21 protein-coding genes and 2 pseudogenes are annotated in these 17,860 nt (G+C 62.1%); 12 read left to right on the top strand and 11 right to left on the bottom strand.

The features are described 5' to 3' along the window. Positions 1-120 precede the first annotated feature (120 nt). From modA to B7X90_RS09430, 4 genes are all read left to right on the top strand, one after another. Positions 121-888, top strand: coding sequence for a molybdate ABC transporter substrate-binding protein (modA, locus tag B7X90_RS09445; RefSeq protein ID WP_292623887.1), 768 nt, complete (start codon positions 121-123; stop codon positions 886-888). Beyond that, a complete protein-coding gene (modB, locus tag B7X90_RS09440) occupies positions 885-1,574 on the top strand; it encodes a molybdate ABC transporter permease subunit (RefSeq protein WP_292623885.1) in 690 nt (229 codons plus the stop codon). Before modA ends, modB begins: the two co-directional genes overlap by 4 nt. Continuing rightward, positions 1,564-2,172 (top strand): ATP-binding cassette domain-containing protein, encoded by a 609-nt coding sequence (locus B7X90_RS09435; RefSeq protein ID WP_292623882.1) that lies wholly within the window; start codon positions 1,564-1,566, stop codon positions 2,170-2,172. The genes modB and B7X90_RS09435 overlap by 11 nt, the downstream gene beginning before the upstream one ends. Before the next feature lie 85 nt (positions 2,173-2,257). Further along, the gene (locus B7X90_RS09430) at positions 2,258-3,487 is read left to right on the top strand and encodes an FAD-dependent oxidoreductase (RefSeq protein WP_292623881.1); all 1,230 of its coding nucleotides are present in this window, start codon (positions 2,258-2,260) and stop codon (positions 3,485-3,487) included. 47 nt (positions 3,488-3,534) lie between these two features. On the opposite strand, the gene queG is transcribed toward B7X90_RS09430, so the two are convergent. Continuing rightward, positions 3,535-4,644, bottom strand: a complete 1,110-nt coding sequence (gene queG / locus B7X90_RS09425) for a tRNA epoxyqueuosine(34) reductase QueG (protein WP_292623879.1) — start codon at positions 4,642-4,644, stop codon at positions 3,535-3,537. Positions 4,645-4,879: 235 nt separating this feature from the next. Between queG and B7X90_RS09420 the strand changes: the two genes are divergently transcribed. The 5 genes from B7X90_RS09420 to B7X90_RS09400 all read left to right on the top strand — a co-directional run bounded on the left by B7X90_RS09420 (position 4,880) and on the right by B7X90_RS09400 (position 10,223). Next, positions 4,880-5,851, top strand: coding sequence for an ATP-binding cassette domain-containing protein (locus B7X90_RS09420; protein ID WP_292623877.1), 972 nt, complete (start codon positions 4,880-4,882; stop codon positions 5,849-5,851). Next, a complete protein-coding gene (locus B7X90_RS09415; RefSeq protein WP_292623874.1) occupies positions 5,848-7,086 on the top strand; it encodes an ABC transporter permease in 1,239 nt (412 codons plus the stop codon). Before B7X90_RS09420 ends, B7X90_RS09415 begins: the two co-directional genes overlap by 4 nt. Positions 7,087-7,162: 76 nt before the next feature. Continuing rightward, complete coding sequence (locus tag B7X90_RS09410) at positions 7,163-8,500, top strand: cytochrome P450 (protein WP_292623872.1); 1,338 nt, start codon at positions 7,163-7,165, stop codon at positions 8,498-8,500. A 157-nt stretch (positions 8,501-8,657) separates the two neighbouring features. Further along, a complete protein-coding gene (gene msrB / locus B7X90_RS09405) occupies positions 8,658-9,155 on the top strand; it encodes a peptide-methionine (R)-S-oxide reductase MsrB (protein WP_292623869.1) in 498 nt (165 codons plus the stop codon). Between the two features lie 105 nt (positions 9,156-9,260). After that, on the top strand, positions 9,261-10,223 hold the full coding sequence (locus B7X90_RS09400) for an esterase-like activity of phytase family protein (protein WP_292623866.1): 963 nt from the start codon (positions 9,261-9,263) through the stop codon (positions 10,221-10,223). Between the two features lie 108 nt (positions 10,224-10,331). Here B7X90_RS09400 and B7X90_RS09395 read toward each other — a convergent pair. Continuing rightward, positions 10,332-10,409: pseudogene (locus B7X90_RS09395) on the bottom strand (bL28 family ribosomal protein); the annotation flags it as partial. 122 nt (positions 10,410-10,531) lie between these two features. On the opposite strand from B7X90_RS09395, the gene B7X90_RS09390 reads away from it, so the two are divergent. After that, positions 10,532-10,987, top strand: a complete 456-nt coding sequence (locus B7X90_RS09390; protein ID WP_292623865.1) for a nucleoside deaminase — start codon at positions 10,532-10,534, stop codon at positions 10,985-10,987. Here B7X90_RS09390 and dxs read toward each other — a convergent pair. The 7 genes and pseudogenes from dxs to B7X90_RS09355 all read right to left on the bottom strand — a co-directional run bounded on the left by dxs (position 10,984) and on the right by B7X90_RS09355 (position 16,030). Further along, positions 10,984-12,887: pseudogene (gene dxs, locus B7X90_RS09385) on the bottom strand (1-deoxy-D-xylulose-5-phosphate synthase). The gene B7X90_RS09390 and the pseudogene dxs overlap by 4 nt on opposite strands. A gap of 85 nt (positions 12,888-12,972) precedes the next feature. Beyond that, complete coding sequence (locus tag B7X90_RS09380; RefSeq protein ID WP_292623862.1) at positions 12,973-13,446, bottom strand: transcriptional repressor; 474 nt, start codon at positions 13,444-13,446, stop codon at positions 12,973-12,975. A 36-nt stretch (positions 13,447-13,482) separates the two neighbouring features. After that, positions 13,483-14,160, bottom strand: coding sequence for a peptide-methionine (S)-S-oxide reductase MsrA (msrA, locus tag B7X90_RS09375; protein ID WP_292623860.1), 678 nt, complete (start codon positions 14,158-14,160; stop codon positions 13,483-13,485). A 1-nt stretch (position 14,161) separates the two neighbouring features. Next, positions 14,162-14,290 carry a hypothetical protein gene (locus B7X90_RS09370; protein WP_292623858.1) on the bottom strand — a complete coding sequence of 43 codons (129 nt, stop codon included), beginning with the start codon at positions 14,288-14,290 and terminating at the stop codon, positions 14,162-14,164. 136 nt (positions 14,291-14,426) lie between these two features. Continuing rightward, complete coding sequence (xth, locus tag B7X90_RS09365) at positions 14,427-15,203, bottom strand: exodeoxyribonuclease III (protein ID WP_292623857.1); 777 nt, start codon at positions 15,201-15,203, stop codon at positions 14,427-14,429. A gap of 169 nt (positions 15,204-15,372) precedes the next feature. Beyond that, on the bottom strand, positions 15,373-15,705 hold the full coding sequence (locus B7X90_RS09360; protein ID WP_292623917.1) for an iron-sulfur cluster assembly accessory protein: 333 nt from the start codon (positions 15,703-15,705) through the stop codon (positions 15,373-15,375). A gap of 31 nt (positions 15,706-15,736) precedes the next feature. Then, entirely contained in the window at positions 15,737-16,030 is a 294-nt protein-coding gene (locus B7X90_RS09355) for a hypothetical protein (RefSeq protein ID WP_292623854.1), read from the bottom strand. Positions 16,031-16,170: 140 nt separating this feature from the next. Here B7X90_RS09355 and B7X90_RS09350 point away from each other — a divergent pair, with 140 nt between their 5' ends. Then, a complete protein-coding gene (locus B7X90_RS09350; RefSeq protein ID WP_292623851.1) occupies positions 16,171-16,599 on the top strand; it encodes a CBS domain-containing protein in 429 nt (142 codons plus the stop codon). 495 nt (positions 16,600-17,094) lie between these two features. Here B7X90_RS09350 and B7X90_RS09345 read toward each other — a convergent pair whose 3' ends face one another. Both B7X90_RS09345 and B7X90_RS18360 read right to left on the bottom strand, forming a co-directional pair. Further along, entirely contained in the window at positions 17,095-17,499 is a 405-nt protein-coding gene (locus B7X90_RS09345; protein ID WP_292623850.1) for a hypothetical protein, read from the bottom strand. After that, a complete protein-coding gene (locus tag B7X90_RS18360) occupies positions 17,492-17,665 on the bottom strand; it encodes a hypothetical protein (protein WP_366409678.1) in 174 nt (57 codons plus the stop codon). Before B7X90_RS18360 ends, B7X90_RS09345 begins: the two co-directional genes overlap by 8 nt. Here B7X90_RS18360 and B7X90_RS09340 point away from each other — a divergent pair. After that, on the top strand, positions 17,651-17,860 hold a 210-nt coding region (locus tag B7X90_RS09340), incomplete at its 3' end, for a hypothetical protein (RefSeq protein ID WP_292623846.1). The genes B7X90_RS18360 and B7X90_RS09340 overlap by 15 nt on opposite strands.

The raw sequence follows: 17,860 nt of genomic DNA, 5'->3' as shown, positions 1-17,860 counted from the left end.
CGAGGAGCGTAGCGACGAAGCAATCCAGTGGTCCTGAAACGACGCCTGACGGTTTGCTGGAAGGCTTGGACGCTCCGCGCTTTCACTATATACGCCCGGACATAGCTTGCCGGAGATTGCATGAGAGGTCTTGTCCGCGCTCTTCTAGCGCTGGTTCTGATGTTGGCGGGCCTTGCTCCAGCGTCAGCGCAGGAGCGCGGGCCGCTGGTGCTGGCGGCGGCGAGCCTTCAGGAAGCGTTGAACGATGCGGCGGACCGCTGGACGGCCAAAGGCCATGCGCGGCCCGTGCTGTCGTTTGCAGCGTCATCTGCATTGGCGCGGCAGGTTGAGGCGGGCGCGCGGGCAGACCTGTTTATCCCGGCCGATGAAATCTGGATGGACTATGTGCAGCGCAAGGGCTTGCTGCGCGCGGGCACGCGGGCGCGGCTGACCGAGAACCGGTTGGTGCTGATCGCGCCCGCTGGGAGCAAAGTGGCGTTGGGCATTCGGCGCGGGTTTCCCTTGGCGCAGGCGCTTGGGCGCGGGCGGCTGGCGATGGCTGATCCGGCGGCAGTTCCGGCAGGCCGCTATGGGCGCGAGGCGCTGGTTGCTCTTGGCGTGTGGAGCAGCGTGGCGGGCAGGGTGGCAGCCGCGGAGAACGTGCGCGCGGCGATGGCTCTGGTGGAGCGCGGGGCAGCGCCGCTGGGGATCGTCTATGCCACCGATGCACGCGCCTCAAAAAGCGTGCGCGTGGTGGGAGTGTTTCCGGCTGGCAGCCATCCGCCGATTACCTATCCCGTGGCGCTGCTCAAGGCTTCGGCGCACCGTGATGCCGAAGCCTTCCGGCGATTCCTGATCTCGGCTGAAGGGCGGGGGATTTTGGCACGGCGTGGATTTGGTGGGCGGTGATAGAGCCTGATGTCTGGGGCATCGTCTGGCTTTCCCTGAAAGTCAGCGCGGTTGCGGTTGGGGTGTGCCTGCCGTTGGCCTTTGCGCTGGCCTGGGCGCTGGCGCGGGGGCGCTTTGCGGGCAAGGTGCTGCTTGATGCCGTGGTGCATCTGCCGCTGGTGCTGCCGCCGGTAGTCACCGGATGGCTGCTGCTGCTGGCCTTCGGGCCGCAGGGACCGGCGGGGCGCTGGCTTGAGGCGACGCTGGGCGTGACGTTCATGTTCCGCTGGACTGGCGCGGCGCTGGCGGCCGCGGTCATGGCGTTGCCGTTGATGGTTCGGGCCATGCGGCTCTCGATCGAAGCGGTGGATCTGCGGCTGGAAGCTGCGGCGATGACGCTGGGGGCATCGCGCTGGCGCGTGTTCCGCACGATTACCCTGCCGCTGGCGCTGCCGGGCGTGGTGGCAGGCGCGGTGCTGGGCTTTGCGCGGTCCTTGGGTGAGTTTGGGGCGACAATTACGTTTGTTTCCAACATTCCGGGCGAGACGCAGACGCTGCCGCTGGCAATCTACAGTGCGCTTCAGGTTCCGGGCGGAGAGGCCGTGGTGACGCGGCTGGCGGTGATTTCAGTGCTGCTTTCGTTGGCCGCGTTGGTCGTGTCCGAGGTGATGGCGCGGCGTATGGGAAGGGGCAGCCATGTCCTTTGAAGTGGCCGTGGAGCGCCGGTTGGGGGACACTGTCGTGGCCTGTGCATTTCACATAGGCGGGGGGCTTACGGCGCTGTTCGGCCCATCAGGCGCGGGCAAGACATCGGTGCTGAACATGGTGGCGGGGCTGCTGCGGCCCGATGCGGGGCGCGTGGTGGTGGGCGGTGAAGTGCTGTTCGATAGCGCGGGCGGCGTTGACGTGCCAGTGCAGGCACGCCGGGCAGGCTATGTGTTTCAGGATGCGCGGCTGTTTCCGCATCTGCGGGTGCGGGAAAATCTGGCATACGGGATGAAGCCCGAAGGGCTGATGACGCTGGAGGAAGCGGCGGAGTTTCTGGGCATTGCGCACCTGCTCAACCGCTGGCCGCGTTCGCTTTCAGGCGGAGAGGCGCATCGCGTGAGCATCGGGCGGGCGCTGCTGAGCAATCCGCGCTTCCTGCTGATGGACGAGCCGCTGACCGGGCTTGACCGCGCGCGGCGTGAGGACGTGCTGCGCGTGATCGAGCGGTTGCGCGACGAAGTCGGCCTGCCGATCCTCTATGTCAGCCATGATCGCGCCGAGGTGGAGCGGCTGGCCGGGACGATTATCGAGATGTGATTTTCCGCAACGGTCTTTTTCGCGCTGGCCGGTTGACGCTACGGCGCTTTTGGCCAAACGGCAGATGAAAGCGGAGAGGATTCGAATGGAACACGCAGACGTCATCATCGTGGGAGCAGGTCACGGCGGCGCGCAGGCGGCGATTGCCTTGCGCCAGAATGGCTTTGAAGGCCGCGTGCTGGTGATCGGGCGTGAGCCGGAAATTCCCTATGAACGTCCACCGCTGTCCAAGGAATATCTGGCGCGCGAGAAAACATTCGAGCGCATCTGCATCCGCCCTGAACAGTTCTGGGTGGACAAGGGCATCGAAATGAAGCTGTCGAGCGAGGTCGTTTCGCTCGATCCGGCGGCGCATACCGTGAAGCTGGGGGATGGCAGCGAGATCGGTTACGGCAAGCTGATATGGGCGACAGGCGGCGATCCTCGCAGGCTTTCGTGCATGGGTGCGGACCTGATCGGCGTTCATGCCGTGCGCACGCGCGAAGATGCGGACCGGCTGATGCGCGAACTTGATGGCGGGGCCAAGCGCGCTGTCGTTGTTGGCGGGGGCTACATCGGGCTGGAAGCTGCGGCCGTGCTGACCAAGTTCGATGTCTCGGTCACGCTGCTGGAAGCGCTGCCGCGTGTGCTGGCGCGCGTGGCCGGAGAGGCGCTTTCGGAATTCTATCAGGCCGAACATCGCGCGCATGGGGTGGACTTGCGCACCGATGCCGCGATGGACTGCATCGAGGGCGATGGCACCAAGGTGACCGGGGTCAAGATGCAGGACGGTTCAGTCCTGCCCGCCGACATCGTGATCGTGGGCATCGGCATCATCCCGTGCATCGGGCCATTGCTTTCGGCTGGCGCTGCTGGTGCCAATGGCGTGGACGTGGACGAATTCTGCCGCACGTCGCTGCCCGATGTTTACGCCATCGGCGATTGCGCAGCCCATGCCAACGACTTTGCCGATGGCGCGGTGATCCGGCTGGAATCGGTGCAGAATGCCAATGACATGGCGACAACCGCCGCGAAGGACATCTGCGGCGCGCCGGTGGCCTACAAGGCGACGCCGTGGTTCTGGTCCAACCAGTATGACTTGCGGTTGCAGACGGTGGGGCTTTCCACTGGCCACGACAACGCGGTTCTGCGCGGCGATCCAGCTGCGCGTTCGTTTTCGGTGGTTTACCTGAAGCATGGCAAGGTGATTGCGCTCGACTGCGTGAACATGGTCAAGGACTATGTGCAGGGCAAGAAGCTGGTCGAGGCGCGCGCGCAGATTGCGCCGGAAATGCTGGCGGATGCGGGTGTGGCTTTGAAAGAGATGCTGGCTTAGGCCGAAGGCACCACCCCCAACCCCCTCCTCTGAAGAGGAGGGGGCTTTTAGCGATACGTGTGGTTCTTCTCCCCCTCCTCTTCAGAGGAGGGGGTCGGGGGGTGGTGCTGTTTCAAACGCAACATTGCCCAATGCGCTGCGTCGGCCACCGCTGAGTCAGCATCACCCAGCAACTCGGCCACTGGCGCAACCAATGCCAAATCCCCGCTATTCCCCGCGGCATAAAGGCAATTGCGCACCCACCGATCCCGCCCGATGCGCTTGATCGGACTTCCGCTGAACACTTTGCGGAACGTGGCATCATCCAGCGCCAGCAACTCCGCCAGCTTTGGCGCGGTCAACTCCGCGCGGGGCAGGAAGGCGCGGTTGGCCTGTGCGGCGACAGCGAAGCTGTTCCAGGGGCAAGCGGCAAGGCAATCGTCGCAGCCGTAGATGCGGTTGCCCAGCGCGGCGCGGAATTCGTGCGGAATCGGGCCTTTGTGTTCGATGGTGAGATACGAAATGCAGCGCCGCGCATCGAGTTGATAGGGCGCGGGGAAGGCTTGTGTGGGGCAGGCCGTCTGGCAGGCGGTGCAGGAGCCGCAGCGGTCTGCATGGGGCTGGTCGGCCGTCAGATCCAGCGTGGTGTAGATCGCGCCGAGGAACAGCCATGACCCGTGAGTGCGGCTGACGAGGTTGGTGTGCTTGCCCTGCCAGCCGATCCCGGCAAGCTGGCCCAGCGGCTTTTCCATGACGGGGGCGGTGTCGACGAATACCTTGACCTGCGCGCCGGGTTCTTCGGCCACCAGCCAGCGGGCGAGGGCTTTCAAGTTGCGCTTCACCACATCGTGATAGTCGCCGCCCTGGGCATAGACCGATATGCGCGCGCGGTCCGGGTGGGCTTCCAGTGCGCGCGGATCGGCGGCTGGAGCATAGCTCATGCCCAGCGCGATCACGCTTTGCGCTTCGGGCCACAACGATTGCGGGCCGCGCCGGTGATGGAGGCGGGTTTCCATCCATTCCATTGTGCCGTGATGGCCTTCGCCTAGCCAAGTTTCGAGGCGTTGCGCGCGCACTGGATCATCGGCCGCAGGCGCAAACCCGCAGGCGGCAAAACCAAGACGCGCGGCCTCTGCCTTCAATCGCTCTTCCAGACTTGCAACCGCGCTGTTAACCAAACTTGCTGTCCCGCTCGTTCATGCACAGCCGCTAGGGAGCGACCTAGCGCTGTCATCTTTATCAGCCGTCATGCTGAACTTGTTTCAGCATCCATCCCGCCGCCACACTCTGTCCGTGGTGGGTGAGAAATGGACCCTGAAACAAGTTCAGGGTGACGACGGGTGTGTTGACATGTGAATCTAATCCATCATGCCGGGGCCGTGATCTGTGAAGATTGAGTTAGGGGAGTGGCCTTTGACAGGCAATGCGGTTGACGCAGGCAGCGTAGAACTCGCGATAGAAGCGCGGGGGCTGGTGAAGCGGTTTGATGGCTTTACCGCTGTCGATGGCGTGGACATTTCGGTGCCCAAGGGTTCGATCTACGGCATTCTGGGGCCGAACGGCGCGGGCAAGACCACCACGCTGCGCATGTTGCTGGGCATCATCGATCCCGATCAGGGCTATCGCCGCGTGCTGGGAGCCGAGCGACCGACCGATGTGGCGCGGCGCATCGGCTATCTGCCCGAAGAGCGCGGGCTCTACCCGGCCATGAAGGCGTATGAAGCAATCGGCTTCCTCGCCGCACTGCGCGGGGTGCCGCTGAAGGAAGGGCGGCGCAAGGGACGCGAACTGCTGGAGGCGCACGGCCTTGGCTATGCGGCGGACCGGCAGATCCGGCAGATCCGGCAGATGTCCAAAGGCATGGCGCAGACCGTGCAACTGCTGGGCACGCTGGTGCATGAACCCGATCTGGTGGTGTTCGACGAGCCATTTTCGGGCCTCGATGCGCTCAATCAGGGCAAGCTGGAGCGGATGATCCGCGATCTGGCGGCGCGCGGCACGACGGTGATCTTCTCCACCCACGTCATCGCCCATGCCGAGCGGCTGTGCGATCAGGTGGCGATCATCGCGGGCGGCAAGGTGCCCTTTGCCGGGCCGGTGGATGTGGCGCGTGACCGGTTGCGCCCGCAAGTGCGGCTGGAAACGCGCGCGCAGGACGGCGCGTGGCGTGCGGCTTTGCCTACCGATGCGAGGCATGAAGGGGCGTTCTGGCACTTCACTTTGCCCGAAACCGGGGTGGAACCGCTGTTACGCGCACTGATCGAGGGCGATGCGGGTATCCTGAGCCTCTCGATCGAACGGGCGGGGCTGCACGATGCCTTCGTCGCCATCGCGGGCGAGGCTGCGGCCAAGGCGCTGGAAGAAAGCGCGGGAGAAGCGAAATGAGCAGGCCAATGACAGGAATGCGCGAGAAACTGCGCGCGGCCATGGTGATTGCGCGGCGCGATTTTGTGGCGGTGGTCTTTTCCAAGACGTTCATCTTCTTCCTGATCGGGCCGGTGTTTCCGGTGCTGGTCGGCGGGCTTGCGGGCAGCATCGGCGGGAAGGTGCAGCAGAATGTCGAGCGGCCAACCATCGGCCTTGCCATGAGCGCGGCGGATTCGCAGGCGATGATGCGGGCGCGTGTGGAACTTCAGGGCCGCGTGCCGGGGATGATCCCCGAGATCGTCATGCTTCAGGAGATGAAGCCGGGCGAAACGTTTGATGCGCGTGCCGCGCTGGCCGATGGAGACCGGCAGGTTTCGGCCGTGCTCGGCGGGTCGCTGGACAAGCCTGTGCTGACGGCGCCGGGTGAACGGGCGCGGCAGTGGGTAGGTGTGGTATCGAACCTCGCCGCCCGCGCGCGTTCGTCCACGCCAACGGACTATCCCGATGTCGCGGTGGAAGAAGTCGCCACATCGGTCGCCAAGGTGAAGACCGGCCAAATCTACACAGCGCAGACATCGCAGGTCATGCTGTTCCTGCTGACCATGCTGCTGGCGGGCATGGTGCTGTCCAACCTAGTCGAGGAAAAGGGCAACAAGATCATCGAAGTGCTGGCCGCCGCGATTCCGATGGACGCGATGTTCATGGGCAAGCTCTTTGCCATGCTGGCCGTCAGCCTTGTCGGCATTGCGGTATGGGGCGGCGTAGGCGGTGCCATCGTGCTGGCAGGCGCGCGCAACCTTCCCACAATGTCGGTTCCGGCAGTGGGCTGGCCATTGTTCCTGACGCTGGCTTTCCTTTATTTCGCCATGGCCTATCTGCTGATGGGATCGCTGTTCCTGTCCATCGGCGGCATGGCGACGACCGTGCGTGAGGTGCAGACGCTGTCTATGCCGGTGTCGATGTTCCAGCTGATGGTGTTCTTCTTTGCCAGCTTTGCGCTGACATCGCCCGGAACGTGGATCGACTGGGCATCGATCATTTTCCCGGTCAGTTCGCCTTACGCCATGCTGGCGCGGGCAGCGCAGTATCCTGATGTCTGGCCGCACGTGGTGGCGCTGGGCTGGCAGGTGTTCTGGGTGATCGTGATCGTGCGGGCGGGGGCGCAGCTGTTCCGTCGCACTGTGATGAAGTCTGGCCCATCGACTGCGAAGCGGAGCATCTGGTCGCGCTTGCGCCGTGCAAAGGCTTATTGACATTAATGTAGGTTGTGGCAGCTTGTAGAGGTGAGGAGGACCGTGCCGGACGCGCGGCCCCGACCGGAGGATAGCCATGGCCACGCAGCTTGCCCCAGACGCACAGCAATTCACCTACCGCAGTTCGCCCACCGCGATTGAAGCCTTCACCGCCTGGCTGAAGGACAATCCGCAAGGTGCCGCGGCGCATAGTCACAAGTGGGACGTCAGCCGGTCAGACATCTACATGGAGGATCGCTGGCAGCCGATCTTTGCGCAGATGCGTGCGCAGGCCCCGGTCAACCATGTGCCCGAATCACCCTATGGTGCGTACTGGAACGTGGTGAACCACAAGGCGATCCAGCACGTCGAATCGCTGCCCGAATTGTTCTCGTCCTCGTGGCGCTATGGCGGGATCACGATTGGCGATCCCCCGACAGACATTGATCCGGCGGTGCTGGCCGAGCGGCAATTGCCGATGTTCATTGCGATGGACCGGCCCGAACACACCGGCCAGCGCCGCACCGTGGCACCTGCGTTCACACCTGCCAAGATGACCGCGATGGAAGCCGAAATCCGCCAGCGTACGGGCGAAGTGCTCGATTCGCTGCCGTGGGGCGAAAAGTTTGATTGGGTGGACAAGGTCTCCATCGAACTGACCACCGGAATGCTGGCGCTGCTGTTCGGCTTCCCGTGGAAGGACCGCCGCCTGCTGACGTTCTGGTCAGACTGGGCGGGTGATGTGGAACTGACGCTGGCACGCGACCTGACCGACATGCGCTTTGGTTTCCTGAGCGAGATGGCGCATTATTTTCAGCGCCTGTGGGGAGAGCGGATGCGCGCCGAGCCAACCGGCGATCTGATCTCGATGATGATCCATTCCGAAGCCATGAACCACATGAGCCCGCAGGAATTCATGGGCAATCTGGTGCTGCTGATCGTGGGCGGCAACGATACCACGCGCAACACCATGTCGGGCATCGTCCACGCGCTCGACCAGTTCTCCGATCAGCGCGAATTGCTGGAACGCGATCCCTCGCTGATCCCCAACGCGGTGCAGGAATGCCTGCGTTTCGTCACCCCACTGGCGCACATGCGGCGCACTGCCACGGCCGATGCAGACCTGTTCGGCCAGCAGATCAAGGCGGGTGACAAGCTGATCCTGTGGTACCTTTCGGCCAACCGGGATGAGAGCGTGTTCGACAACCCGGACAAGCTGATCGTCGACCGGCCCAACGCGCGGCGGCACCTGTCATTCGGGCATGGCATCCACCGCTGCGTGGGCGCACGTCTGGCCGAGCTGCAACTGCGCATCCTGCTGGAGGAAATGCACGAACGGCAGATGCGCGTGCGTGTGGCGGGCGATGTGGAGCGCGTGCGGGCAAACTTCGTCCACGGTTTCCGCAAGTTGGAAGTCGTGATCGAAAAGCGGTAAGCCGGTTCTGGTAATATGGCAGACAGGTTGACGTGCTATGACGTGCGTCACGATTGCCGGGGTGGGGCGGGTCTAGACTGGGCCATGTCCTGCCGGTGGGCCACCGCCCCCTGAGGTTTTGCCTCCCGGCCTGTCGGCAGGACACCCGAGGTTTTCTATGACCGCTAACGCACCAAATCGCCGCCGCTTCCTTACCCTGCTGGGCGTGGGCGCAGTTATGCCTTGGGCTTCTGCCTGCAGCGCCAAGCCTGCGGCCAAAGGCACGTTCCCGATCATGAAGAGCGAAGCTGAGTGGCGGCAGCAGCTGGGGGCTGAGCGCTTCCACATCCTGCGCGAGGAAGGGACCGAGCGGCCCTTTACCTCGCCGCTCAACAAGGAAAAGCGCAAGGGCGTGTTTGCTTGCGCCGCCGATGGCACGCCGCTGTTTGCCTCCTCTACCAAGTTTGACAGCGGCACCGGCTGGCCCAGCTTCTGGAAGCCGCTCCCGCGTGTGGTGGGCACCACGACGGACCGTTCATTGGGTATGACCCGCACCGAAGTTCACTGCAACAAATGCGGCGGACATTTGGGCCATGTTTTCAACGATGGTCCTGCGCCAACAGGATTGCGCTATTGCATCAATGGCTTGGCGCTGAAGTTTGTGCCTCAGGCCTGATCGCCGCCTCGAAAAACATCCGAAATGGATGAATTGCGCATTTGAGGGTGGTTGGGGCCGTGCAATCCCCTGCCCGTGCGTCGGGGGCTTGCCATCATTGTCCTGTTGATCCCGCTCCTATGGACCACATGGGGGTGGCGAGAAGTATCGCGCAACCACCAGCAAGCGCTGCACTTTGCCAATATCACCCCGCCTTCCGATGAGGTGACCGGCCTTGGCCCCTTCGCATTGGAAGGGTTGTGGCGCATGTCCAGCCCCAATTCGCGGTTCGGTGGCTGGTCGGCGATGATCGAGATCGGCACCGGCCAATTCCTCGCCTTTTCAGACCGCAACATGCGGCTGCGGTTCACGCCGCCGGGTGTGGCTGCGCCAGATGTGCCCAAAGCCAGCCAGGTGGGGATTCGCAGGGCAATCTACCAGCGGAAGCGGGGCAGAGACTGGTCTGTATTCGATATCGAATCGGCAGTCATGGCACCGGACCGCAGCATATGGCTGGGGGTCGAGGACGATGACCGCCTGATCCGTATCGACGCCGACCGCAGCAAGGGCGCATTCGTAGAGATTCCAGCCCTCAAGGACTGGCCGGTCAACGGTGGGCCAGAAGCGATGACGCGGCTGACGGACGGTCGCTGGATGCTGCTGTGCGAAACATGCGGCCCACGGCGCGGCGGGCTGCATCTGGGGCTGGCGTTTCCTGATGCTCCCGACCGGTCGCAGCCACAGCCGTTCGGTATCGAACTGCCGGTGGGATTCGATCCGGTAGAGATGGCGCCGCTCCCCGATGGAAGACTGCTGATCCTGACACGGCGGCTTTCGCTGATCCCGCCGCACTTCGAATCGGGGTTGGTGCTGGCCGATCCGGCGAAACTTGATCCCAAACGCCCTTGGCAGACGCAGGAGCTCGCCAGGATCGATGTGCGGGCCATGCGCGAGAATTACGAGGCGATGGTCGTTAAAGACACGTCAAAGGGGCCAGAAGTATGGCTGCTCTCAGATGAGAACGGCTCAGCCCTTCAGGAAACGCGGCTGATGAAGCTGCGGCTCGACATGGCGCGCCTCCCCCACTGACCATACGAACGAAAGGCCCCCGTCCCGCGTGGGAAGGGGGCCTGTCGATGTTCAATCCCTTGCGGGAAGACGTTTAGGCAGCGACAGCCTTGGCCAGCTCGCGCTTCACCTTGAGGGCTTGTTGGCGTGGCTTACGTTGTGACCGACTTGGCGGCCCTTACCGGTCAGTTCGCAGATACGCGACATGGCTAAAACTCGCTTCGGTTGTTCGATAACATTATCGGGAAGGCGCGGCTCTTATCGATTCACCGGATGAAGTCAAGGATTCGGAGTTTGAAAGCGACATTCAGGCACGTATGGGGTGTGTGATGACCCGCTGGCCCCTGCCCGAACCGATGCGTGCTGCCCTTGATGAAGCCGCACAAGCAGCGGCAGAGGGCGAAGTGCCGATTGGCGCGGTTGTGGTCAAGGATGGCAAGGTCATCGCCTCTACCCACAACCAGCCAAGAGTGATGTGCGACCCCACTGCCCATGCCGAAGTGCTGGCGATCCGCGCTGCTGCCGCCACGCTGGGGCAAGAACGCCTTGAAGGGTGCGACCTGTGGGTCAGCCTCGAGCCTTGTGCGATGTGTGCCGGCGCCATTGTCCACGCCCGTATCGCAAGGGTCTATTACGCTGCCAGTGACCCCAAGGGCGGCGCTGTGGAGCACGGTGGGCGCATCTTTGACCAGCCCACCTGCCTGCACCGGCCTGAGGTCTATTCCGGCATGGGTGAGGCCGAGGCGGCAGAGATGCTGCGCACCTTCTTCCGCGAACGCCGCTAGGCGCGCGCTTCGCTCACGCCCGCAGAATTGTGCCGCAGCGCTTTCAGCACCGTATCGACGATCTGCGGCGCGTTCAGACCGGCCAAATCATACTGCTTGTCGGGCGAATCATGGTCCTGGAACACATCGGGCAGGCGCATGGTGCGGATCTTCAGGCCTGCGTCGGTCAGCCCTTCGTCGCTCGCCATGGTCAGCACGTGTGCGCCAAGTCCGCCGATGGAGCCTTCTTCGACCGTCACGACAACTTCGTGCGTCGCCATCAACTGCCGAATCAGGTCGGTATCGAGCGGCTTGGCAAAGCGCAGGTCGGCCACGGTCGTCGAAAGCCCCTTGGCCTCCAACTGGTCCGCCGCCTTAAGCGCCTCGGCAAGCCGTGTGCCGAGAGATAGCAGCGCAACCTTGTTGCCTGCCCGAACGATGCGGCCCTTGCCGATCTCAAGCCGCTCCGGCACGTCGGGCAGCGGCACACCAGTGCCATTGCCGCGCGGATAGCGGAAGGCAATCGGCCCGCTGTCATGGCAGGCGGCGGTATAAGTCATGTGGACGAGTTCGGCCTCGTCAGCAGCTGCCATCACCACCATGTTGGGCAGCGTGGCCAGATAAGTCACGTCGAACGATCCGGCGTGGGTTGCCCCATCGGCACCGACCAAGCCAGCCCGGTCTATCGCAAAGCGCACCGGCAGGTTCTGGATCGCCACATCATGCACCACTTGGTCGAAAGCGCGCTGCAGGAAGGTGGAATAGATCGCGCAGAACGGACGCATTCCTTCTGCCGCAAGGCCCGCAGCAAAAGTTACCGCGTGCTGTTCGGCAATGCCCACGTCAAACGAGCGGTCCGGGTGCGCCTTGGCGAACTTGTCTACACCGGTTCCGCTGGGCATGGCCGCCGTGATCGCGCAGATCGTAGGATCGGTGTCAGCCAGCTTGGCCAGCGTTTCGCCGAACACGTTCTGATAGGCGGGTGCACCGGGCTTGGCTTTCACCTGCTCGCCGGTCACCACATCGAACTTCTGAACGCCGTGATACTTGTCCGCAGCCTGTTCGGCCGGGCCATAGCCCTTGCCCTTTTGCGTCACCACATGGATCAGGCACGGCCCTTCGGCGGCATCGCGCACGTTTTCCAGCACAGGAATCAACTGATCGATGTTGTGCCCGTCAAGCGGCCCGACATAGTAGAAGCCCAGTTCTTCGAACAGCGTGCCGCCCATTGCCATGCCACGGGCAAACTCGTCAGTCTTGCGCGCCGCCTGATGCAGCGGACGCGGCAAACTACGCGCAAGCCGCCGCGCAATATCGCGCAGGCCCAGAAACGGGCGCGAGGACACCAGCCGCGCCAGATAGGCCGAAAGCCCGCCCACCGGCGGCGCAATCGACATGTCGTTGTCGTTGAGGATCACGACCAGCCGGTTGCCCGCCGCGCCCGCGTTGTTCATCGCCTCATAGGCCATGCCCGCGCTCATCGCGCCATCGCCGATCACGGCAATACCCTTGCCGGGCCGGTTCGAAATCTTGTTGGCAATGGCAAAACCCAGCGCGGCGGAGATCGACGTGCTGGAATGCGCGGTGCCGAACGGGTCGTACTCGCTCTCGCTGCGCTTGGTGAAGCCCGAAAGGCCGCCACCCTGCCGCAGCGTGCGGATACGGTCACGCCGTCCGGTGATGATCTTGTGCGGATAGGCCTGATGGCCAACGTCCCACACCAGCTTGTCATCCGGCGTGTTGAAAACGTAGTGAATTGCCACGGTCAGTTCGACCACGCCGAGACCTGAACCGAGGTGACCGCCATCATTTCGGCACGCAATTCGTCCGAAAGCTGGCGAAGCTGCGATGGCGCAAGCTTACGGAGATCGTCAGGTGTCTTGACCGTGTCGAGCAGCGGCGTTGCCGGTTCTGAATTCATCCCTTGGCCCTTACACCGATGCTTTCGCGGTGTCGAACAGGATCATGCCAGATTGTCCTGTCCCTTCGTCCAGAACGCTCAGCCCTTACTCGTCCGCAGCGCACTCTGCACAATGGCCGCGAATCTCCACCACTGGCCGCACTTCGGCAAAGCCCGCTGCCTGTGCCGCCAGCCGCAATGCGCCGGTCAGCTTGTCATCATCGTTGTGCACGGCCTTGCCGCACAGATCGCAGATCAGGAAAATGCAGTCGTGCCGACACCCCGGATGACTGTTTGCCACATAGGCGTTGGCGCTTTCCACCCGACGCGCGAGGTTGGTGCGCACGAACAAGTCAAGGATGCGATAGACAGAGTTGGCCGCCACCCGCTTGCCGCGCGCGATTCCCACAAGTTCGGCAATGTCATAGGCGCTGGCAGGCTTTTCGCACCCGGCCAATGCCTCGAACACGTCGGCGCGCATATCGGTCCACTGTTCGCCCGATTCGATCAGCGCATCGCGCGCCGCCGTAACCAGCGTTTCGCCTTCGAGATCGCGATGGTGGTGATGCTGCGTTGCCATGCGCCCTAGATAGGCACGTGAGCCCGGTTCCGCAAATCAGTTCCGCGTGAACGTAGGCTTGTACAGATCAGGGAACATCGCCTTCAACGCCCGCACCTTGGGCGCGTCCCACCGGCGGATATAGCCGTGATCGGGGTTTTTGGCGGCAAAGTCCTGATGATAGTCTTCTGCCGGATAGAATGCCTTGTACGGCTCCACCGCCGTCACGATCGGCTGTTTCCACAGGTCCAGCCGCTTTATCTGCGCAAGATACCCCGCCGCCACGGCCTTTTGCTCGATGCTCAGCGGCACCAGCGCGTTGCGATACTGGGTGCCGTGGTCTGGCCCCTGAAAGTTCAGCTGTGTGGGGTTTGCGCCAACCGCGAAGAACACCCGCAACAGTTGATCGTAGCGGATCACGGCAGGGTCATAGGTGACGCGCACCGCTTCAGCGTGGCCAGTCTTGCCGCTGTCCACCACGTCATAGCGCGCAGTTTTCTTCTCGCCACCGTGATAGCCCGAAACGACGCTGCTCACGCCCTTGAGGTGGCTGAACACGGCTTCGATGCCCCAGAAGCACCCACCGGCAAAAATGGCGACCTTCTTGCCCCGTGCCTCGCGCGCTTCGACTGCGGCGGCAGGCGTGGCCATCGTGCCTTCAGCCAAGGCCGGTTGCTGGCAAGCCGCCGTGCCGATCCCCAATGCCACAATCGCGGAGAGGACCGGGCGGCGCACCTTAGTTCGACACCTGTTCGGTTTCCGGCGTCGCCAGCGCGGTTGTCCCCGAAGTGACTGCCATCACGGCAGCACCCATCAGGAACCCAAAGGCCAGCGAGCGGAAGAAATCAGGCTTGAACAGGCCCATGAGGAAGCTTTCATCTTTGAATCGGTTGCCCGCCTAGTGGCCGGACACACATGAATGTTCGGTGACGCCCTGCACAGCGTTACACCTATGCCACCGACGATTCTGCAAAGCGTTCATCAGATGCGGTGAAGCGAGATCAGGCGCGCAGTTCGACCCACACCGGCGTATGATCGCTGGCCTTTTCCCGCCCACGATATTCCTTGTCCACGCCCGCGCCCGCCATCCGGTCGGCCAGTTCCGGCGAGAGCAGCAAGTGATCGATCCGAAAGCCGTGGTCACGCTGCCAGGCACCTGCCTGATAGTCCCAGAAGGTCCACACACCGCCCTGCGGGTTGAGCGTATCGATCGCATCGGTCCACCCGTCGTTGAGCAGTCGGCGGTAAGCGTCGCGCGATTCGGGCTGCATCAGCGCATCGTCGGCCATCGCCTTGACCGAATAGGTGTCCTTGTCCTCCGGGATCACGTTGTAGTCGCCAATCACCAACGCGGGCACTTCTTCGGCCGCAATCGCCTGCATCCGCGCGCGCAGCCGGTCCATCCAGCGCAGCTTGTAATCGAACTTCGGCCCCGGCTGCGGATTGCCGTTGGGAAGGTAGATGCACACAACCCGCAGACCAAAAACGTCGGCCTCCAGATAGCGCGAATGCTCATCCTCCGGCTCTCCAGCCAGCCCGCGCTGCACTTCAACCGGCTTTTCGCCATCGGCAAGGATGGCCACGCCGTTGAACCCCTTCTGGCCGTGCCAGATCGCGTGATAGCCGATCTTCTCAAACTCTGCCGCCGGAAAGCCCTCGTCCTGGGTCTTGATCTCTTGCAGACACGCGACGCTGGGCCGCGTTTCCTCCAGCCATTCGAGCAGGCGCGGCAGACGGGCCTTGATCCCGTTGATGTTGAAGCTGGCGACTTTGATCATGCCTATCGCGTTCTTTGCACAATGGATGCTCGCTAGCTTCTTCGTCATCCTGAACTTGTTTCAGGATCCATTTTGCCAAACAAGCAGCAGTCCGAGATGAGAGATGGACCCTGAAACAAGTTCAGGGTGACGGCAAAAAAGACGCTACGGAAACCATCGACCTTTTCGATCAGATCGCAAAGCTCGATCCGCAGCCACAGCCCGAAGCTGCCTGCGGGTTCGTCACCTTGAACGCGGCCCCGCCCAGCGATTCGACATATTCCACGACACTGCCTTCCAGCAGGCCAAGGCTCACGTCATCGACCAGCAACTTCACGCCATCGGTTTCGGCAATCGTGTCACCTTCTTCCGGCGCATCGGCAAGGCCAAACTTGTACTGAAAGCCCGAACAGCCCCCGCCTTCGACCGACAGGCGCAGGATCGCAGGCTTGCCCTGCTTGGCAGCAATGGCGGAAACGCGTGCGGCAGCGTTGGCGGCTAGGGTGACCTGTGTTTCGCTCATGCACACAAGATAGGCATTAACCGCCGCAACCTCAACGGTCCCGTTCGTCACCAAGCCGATCTTCGATAGATTCATCGTGGCCTGTGCCACTCGACAGGAATACCAGCCCCATCAGCGCAGCCATCAGCATGATCGTCAGCCAGATGCCCAATGCGCTGGCAATATAGAGGTGGATCGAAACGAACCCGATCTGCCAGTACAGCACGCCCAGCGCCACGGCGACCACCAGCGTGCTGAACGCCGCCATGCCTTTCATGATCGCGCGATAGCGGTCCCACGCAAAGCGTGCGTTTTCAGGATCATCAAGGGGGGATCGGCCATGCATCGTCAGTGTCCTTTGCCCATCGGAAATGGAGCTTGCAACGGCTTTGACAATGGGCCGCAAGCTGTCATGATTGCTGCGGGAGACAGGCGGCTGGCAAGACGCCAAAAAGGCATACCGGCCGCACCTCAACGGAGGATGCCATGACCATTGCCCAAGTCATTGCCGGACGCGGCGAAGTGTGGAGCGTTTCAGCCGACGCTCAGGTTTCAGATGCCATAGATATGCTCGCCAGCCACCGCATCGGTGCGCTGCCGGTGAACGATGGCGCCAGCGGCGTCGCCGGAATTTTCTCCGAACGCGACATGATCCGCTGCCTGCACAAACATGGCGAGGCAGCGTTGCACATGAAAGTGTGCGACATGATGACCGCGCCGGTCGTCACCGTCAGCCCGCAGACCACGGTGATGGAAGCTCTCGCCCTGATGACCCAACGCCGCTTCCGCCACCTCCCCGTCGTCGATCGCGGCCAGATGGTCGCCTTCGTCTCCATCGGCGATCTGGTGAAGCACCGGCTCGACAAGATTGAAGCCGAAGCCGACGCCATGCGGGTTTACATCCAGCAGGCCTGACGCACTCCGTTGATCCAATTGACGGAGCCAGCTCCGGTTTCGTTTTTCGGAACAAAACGCTTGCTTCCGCAAGAATCGTCCGTCTAGTACGTTGCTCGTGGCACACTGGCGTCAGTGTGGCCGCGCTACCGTAGGATTAGTTCAGGCTAGAAATTGAACGAATACTGGCGAGGCCAGCGGCGAGTGTGCTGACACACATTCTCCCACGATCCAAAACGCCAGCGGCGATAGGCGCGTACAAATACGCGTTCCATCTCCACCTCCTTTGTCCAGTGCTGGCTTTAGTAGCCAGCCCCTCCGAGGGGCCTCGTGCCCCTCGGGCGGCATCAAGAGACACCAAGGGTCAGAGGGTCGGACAAAGCGGTAGCGCGACCTCAGCGCTTATCGAATCTTTACTGAGGGTGAGTCAAGCGGGTTGGCTTGTTTTGTTCCACTCAACCCCCAGCGTAAAATCTAGTGGAACGGTGCTATGGGGCGGTTAGTTCGGCCGAAGGCCTATTTTTTGCCAACGCCGAACAGGCCGCTGATGACCATGCCAATTAGGCCAATGACAGAAACTGCCGTTGAACCTGAAATTATCGAAAGCACCGTGTCAGACAAATGGAAATCGCCATTCCGTTGCCCAGAAGCTAAAAGAAGAATGAATACGCCAGTGCAATAAATAGCCACAAATCCATATACTTTTTCAGCATACGGCTGAAGCATTTGAGCCTTTATATCATCTACCGTCGCTTTCGCATTCAATTTTTCAATTTCAGCTTCTGCTTCCGTCAGAAGATCAGCTAAAACACCCAAATCTTCATAAGCTTTCGCTAATGCCTCGGGTACTCCATCGAGTTCTTCGTCGACCTTTATGGGGGCTCGCTCGATAGCACTTAAGTCAATCTTGCTGTCAGACACGGCCCGCAAGCTTTTTGTAGTGTTCGCGAATTAGGTCGTTACCAATGACCTTACTGCGTTTTCCGTTATAGATGGCTGACCACGGCGTGCCTGACTGATGCGTGAGCGCTGACAGCCTGGCACCACTGAGGGCACCATATCGATTCCAAACATGGTCGATGATCAAACGCTCAACCGGATTAAGTTGAGCCCTGTAAGGTGGCTTATGCGAGTTGCCTTTCGAGAAAAATCGAGCAGCTTCATCGTCATCTGGAGTTATTTCTCTAAGGCCTGTGGACATTTACCGCAGAGCAATTCTGAGCGCGGCAAGATTGATCATTGCTCGGTAGCTTTGATCGGTCTTTTCATAGCGGGTAGCGAT

Origin of the sequence: Novosphingobium sp. 17-62-19 (assembly GCF_002256775.1) — a bacterium.
GTDB lineage: Bacteria > Pseudomonadota > Alphaproteobacteria > Sphingomonadales > Sphingomonadaceae > Novosphingobium.
This window is presented reverse-complemented; position numbering and strand designations above follow the sequence as displayed.